Annotated in this window: 4 protein-coding genes and 1 pseudogene; 4 read left to right on the forward strand and 1 reads right to left on the reverse strand. The window is 70.4% G+C overall.

Features of this window, described 5'->3' with window-relative positions; translation table 11 throughout:
- Window positions 1-2,095 (forward strand): flagellar hook-associated protein FlgK (flgK, locus tag VHK87_RS01575; RefSeq protein WP_329633139.1); only part of this gene is annotated, 2,095 nt, incomplete at its 5' end.
- Between the two features lie 11 nt (window positions 2,096-2,106).
- Window positions 2,107-3,039: a flagellin gene (locus tag VHK87_RS01580; RefSeq protein ID WP_329633140.1), complete on the forward strand. Its 933-nt coding sequence runs from the start codon at window positions 2,107-2,109 to the stop codon at window positions 3,037-3,039.
- Window positions 3,040-3,210: 171 nt separating this feature from the next.
- Here the strand turns inward: VHK87_RS01580 and VHK87_RS01585 are convergent, their stop codons facing one another.
- Complete coding sequence (locus tag VHK87_RS01585) at window positions 3,211-3,399, reverse strand: hypothetical protein (RefSeq protein ID WP_329633141.1); 189 nt, start codon at window positions 3,397-3,399, stop codon at window positions 3,211-3,213.
- A gap of 137 nt (window positions 3,400-3,536) precedes the next feature.
- Here VHK87_RS01585 and mnmA point away from each other — a divergent pair, with 137 nt between their 5' ends.
- Both mnmA and VHK87_RS01595 read left to right on the forward strand, forming a co-directional pair.
- Window positions 3,537-4,715 (forward strand): tRNA 2-thiouridine(34) synthase MnmA, encoded by a 1,179-nt coding sequence (gene mnmA / locus VHK87_RS01590; RefSeq protein WP_414694090.1) that lies wholly within the window; start codon window positions 3,537-3,539, stop codon window positions 4,713-4,715.
- A 42-nt stretch (window positions 4,716-4,757) separates the two neighbouring features.
- Window positions 4,758-4,984: pseudogene (locus VHK87_RS01595) on the forward strand (acetyl-CoA C-acetyltransferase); the annotation flags it as partial.

The raw sequence follows: 4,984 nt of genomic DNA on the forward strand, positions 1-4,984 counted from the left end.
GCTCCACATCGCTCTGAACACCGCCACCTCCGGCCTGATGGCCGCGCAGACCGGCATCCGGACCGTCTCGGACAACATCGCCAACGTCAACACGCCCGGCTACGTGCGCAAGGCGATGGTGCAGGAGTCGCAGGTGATCAGCGGCGCCGGCATGGGCGTCACCGTCACCGGCATCAAGCGCGTCACCGACCAGTACCTGCAGCTGGCCAGCCTCACCGCCGGATCGGACGCCGCCAAGTGGAACGTGGTCTCCGAATACCTGGACAGCGCCCAGAGCCTGTTCGGCGACCCCTCCAGCCCAGGCTACTTCTTCTCGCGCCTGGACGAGGTGTGGAACGCCTTCGCCCAGGCCGCCGACGATCCCTCGTCCAGCCTGCTGCGCAGCCAGGCGCTCACCCGGGTCCAGGACTTCCTCACCGAGGCGGACCGGATCAACGGCTCGCTGCAGAACCTGGCCAAGACCGTGGACGCCCGCCTGGTGGCCGGCGTCGATCGGGCCAACGCGCTGATTGGTGAGATCCAGAAGCTCAACGTCGACATCACCCGGACCAAGATGGCCGGCGGGGACGCCTCCGGCTCGGAGAACATCCAGGCGACGCTGGTCGACGAGCTGGCTGGCATCATGAACGTTCGGGTCGCCAAGCGCGACGCGGGCGGGGTGGTGATCCGCAGCGCTGAGGGCATGACGCTGGCCGGGGACCACTCCTCGAAGCTGGTCTACGAGCGCACCGACTCCACCCGCGGCTACATCGCCATCCAGAACCCCAACAACCCCGCTTATACGACGCCGATCCAGGTGAGCGGCGGCGAGCTGCGCGGTCTGCTGGACATGCGCGACGAGGTCCTGCCGGACATGACCGACCAGCTGGGCGAGTTCGTCAGCCGGGCGGCCGAGCAGATCAACCGGGTGCACAACGACTCCGCGGCGGTGCCGGCCCCCACGACGCTGGCCGGCCGCAACACAGGCCTTCTGGACATCGCCTCGGCCGCTTCCGGGTTCACGGGGACGAGCTCGCTCGCCGTCGTCGACGCCGCCGGAGTGGTGCAGCGGCGGATCGACATCAACTTCACCGCCGGGACCATGACCGTCGACGGCGCGCCCGGCCCGGCTTTCACGCCCGGCAGCTTCGTGGCCGCCCTGAACACCGCCCTAGGGGGCGACGGGACCGCCAGCTACGTGAATGGCGCCCTCAGCATCTCGGCCGCCAATCCGGGCGAGGGGCTGGCCATCGACGAGGGGACCTCATCGAAAAACGGCCGCGGCTTCTCGCACTACTTCGGCCTGAACGATCTGGTGCGCTCCGACGGCCTCTCCAGCTGGGACACCGGCCTGACGGGCGCCAGCGCCCACGGCTTCACCGGCTCCATCACCTTCCGGATGGCCGAGGGCGACGGGCGCTTCATCCGCGACATCACCGTGCCTGCGCCCGCCGGCGCGACCATGAACGACCTGCTGACGGCGCTGAACTCGCCGGCCACGGGCGTCGGCCTCTACGGCCAGTTCACGCTCGACGCGAACGGCGCCCTGACCTTCGGCAGCGGTCCGCCGCTCAACGCCAACATGTCGGTGGTGACCGACACCACCCAGCGCGGCGCGGGCGGGCCGACGATGAGCGACCTGTTCGGCCTCGGCGTGCTGCAGCGCTCGAGCCGCGCCGGACGCTTCAACATCGACAGCGCGATCTACAACGACCCGAGGAAGCTTGGCTTCGCCCAGCTGGACCTGTCGGTCGCCGCCGGCCAGCCGGCCCTGCGCCCGGGCGACAACAAGGGCGCCTTGGCGCTCGCCGAGGCCGGCGAGCTGACCGGCCGCTTCGGCGCCGCCGGCGACGCGCCGGCCGCCGACATGACCCTGACCCGCTACGCCATGGAGTTCGCCGGCGGCATCGGCCGCAAGTCGGCCGCCGCGGAGTCGTCGATGACCGGCGCGCAGGCCGTGAGGGTCGAGGCCGACGCCCGCCGCCTCTCGGTTGAGGGCGTCAACATGGACGAGGAGCTGGTCATGCTCACCACCTACCAGCAGGCCTTCAACGCCTCCGCCCGGATGATCCAGGCGGCGAAGGACCTGTTCGACGTGCTCCTGGAATTCGTGTGAGGGCCTGACCGATGGTTCGTATCGCAACCACCACCAGCTACAGCGCCGTCCTCGCCAACCTGACGGCCGCTCAGAAGCGCCAGCTCGACGCCGGCGACCGGCTCGCCAGCCAGAAGAACGGCGACGACCTGAAGGACTACGCCAAGAACGCCGAGATGCTGACCGCCATGCGCACAGTCCACACCCGGACCGAGGGCTACCTGTCGCAGAACGTGATGCTCAGCGAGAAGCTGATCGCCCAGGACAGCGCCCTGACCAAGATGGTCGACGCCGCCACCCGCGTGCGCCAGCGGATCACCGACGCGCTGGCGACCAAGAGCGGCGAAGGTCTGATGCTGGAGATCGAAGCCGAGTTCCGCACCGCCATGTCGGGTCTGAACGCCAAGTTCGCCGGCAAGTCGCTGTTCGCCGGCGGCCAGATCAACATCAATCCAGTCTCGGCGCAGACCATGGCGGACCTCACGGCGCCGCTGGCCACCATCCCCGGCTTCTTCCACAACGACGACTTCAAGGTTCAGGCCCGGCTGGACGAATCCACGACCGAGACCACCGGCTTCCTGGCTGAGGAGCTGGGCACGGGCATGCTCACCGCGTTCCGCGACATGCAGGCCTTCGAAGAGGGCGCGACCGGCAATTTCGGGGCCCAGCTCACCCAGGCGCAGGAGACCTTCCTCACCGGCCAGCTGGCCGCCTGGGAACAGGTCACCGACTACCTGATTGAACAGACGGCCCGCAACGGCATGGTCCAGAAGCGGGTGGAGGACGTGGGCCTCGACCTGGCGCGCCGCCGGGACATGACTGCCGGCATGATCGGCAACATCGTCGACGCCGACATGGCCAAGGCCGCCTCCGACCTCAGCCAGGCCGAGTTCTCGGTCCAGGCCGCAGCCCAGGTATTCGCCACCCTGCGCGAAAGCTCGCTGCTGAACGTGCTGCGGAGCTAGCGCGGAGCGCTCGCTCTCACCTCCCGCCGCTTTGCGTGGAGGTACGAGGCGAGGTAGTGCGCCGGGACTTCAGGGTCGGTGAGGGGCAGCCGGTGTAATCAGGGGGCAGGACCCTAGCGTCCCGGCGCGCGCCTCGCCGCGGCCGGCGGCGGCCGCGAGGCGAAAGTCGGATCAGGCCAGTTCGAACTCCGCGCCGACGCGGCCGATCAGCCGCTCGCCGAGCCAGACCTCGACGGCGTGGGCCGCGCCGCGCAGGGCCTCGGCGAAGGTCAGAGCCTCCTCGTCGGACGCGTGGCTGGCGTTCATCGAGCCCGAGATCCGCTCGTGGCGGGTGAGGATGTAAAGCCGGTAGGACCGCATGGGTTACTGTTCCCCGTCTTGATGCTCCTGTTATGGCCAAGCTTTCTGGCGGAGTTGGGGCGCAGATTGTGGCGAAGGCGCCTGCGACCGCCGGTCGCAACCTCGCAATCTTCAGTCCCTGCCGCTACATAGCGGAAATGGTCGATGCCCTCACCGTGAGCGACGTCCCGGACGCCGTGCTGGATGCAGCCCGCGCGGCTGTCGGCCTGCCCGACGGCGCCAGAATTGTGGCGGCCATGTCCGGCGGCGTGGACTCAACTGTGACCGCGGCGTTAATGGCCCGGGCCGGCTACGACGTGGTGGGGGTCACCCTGCAGCTCTACGACCACGGGGCGGCGATCCAGAAGAAGGGCGCCTGCTGCGCCGGCCAGGACATCCACGACGCGCGCACGGCCGCCGATGCGCTGAACATCCCTCACTACGTCCTCGACTACGAGAGCCGGTTCCGCGAGCAGGTGATCGAGGACTTCGCCGACGCCTACCTGCGCGGCGAGACGCCGATCCCCTGTGTGCGCTGCAACCAGACGGTCAAGTTCCGCGACCTGCTGGACGTCGCCCGCGACCTCGGCGCGGCGGCCATGGTCACCGGCCACTACGTCGCCCGCCGGGAAGGCCCGGACGGGCCTGAACTGCACAGGGCGGCCGACCCCGCGCGGGACCAGAGTTACTTCCTGTTCGCCACCACGCCCGAACAGCTGGCCTACCTGCGCTTCCCGCTCGGCGGTCTGCCGAAGAGCGAGGTGCGGCGCGTGGCGGCGGGCCTCGGCCTGTCCGTCGCCGACAAGCCGGACAGCCAGGATATCTGCTTTGTGCCGGAAGGGCGCTACACCACCGTCATCGACCGCCTGCGCCCGCACGGCGCCGAGCCCGGCGACATCGTCCACCTGGACGGCCGGGTGCTCGGCCGCCACGAGGGGGTGACCCGCTACACCATCGGCCAGCGCCGGGGGCTCAACGTCGCGGTCGGCGACCCGCTGTTCGTGGTCCGCATCGACGCCGACAAGCGGCAGGTGATCGTCGGTCCGCGCGAGGCGCTGCTGACCGCCGCCCTGACGCTGAAGGAGACCAACTGGCTCGGCGAGGCGGCGACCATCGAGGCCGCCTGCGAGGCCGGCCGCCCGGTGCTGGCGCGCGTGCGCTCCACGCGCGAGCCGGCGGCGGGGCGCCTGGCGATGGTCGACGGCGCGCCCGGCGTGCTGTTCGACGCGCCCGAGGAAGGCGTCGCCCCCGGCCAGGCCTGCGTCCTCTACGCCCCCGAAGCCCCGACGCGGGTCCTCGGCGGCGGGTTCATCGCGCGGACCCGGGCGGCCCACTGAGCGGTGTTGGGTGACCCAGGGGAGGCGGCCTATATCTCCCCCATGAGCACCACCGACCCCATCGTCATCGCTTCCTACGCCCGCACGCCCATGGGCGGCTTCCAGGGCGTGCTCTCGCCCCTCAAGGCCACCGAGCTCGGGGCCGCCGCCGTCCGGGCCGCCGTCGAGCGGGCCGGGGTCGCGCCCGACCAGGTGGAGCAGATCGTCATGGGCTGCGTCCTTCCGGCGGGCCTTGGCCAGGCGCCGGCCCGGCAGGCGGCGCTGGGGGC

Origin of the sequence: Phenylobacterium sp., assembly GCF_036263695.1 — a bacterium.
GTDB lineage: Bacteria > Pseudomonadota > Alphaproteobacteria > Caulobacterales > Caulobacteraceae > Phenylobacterium.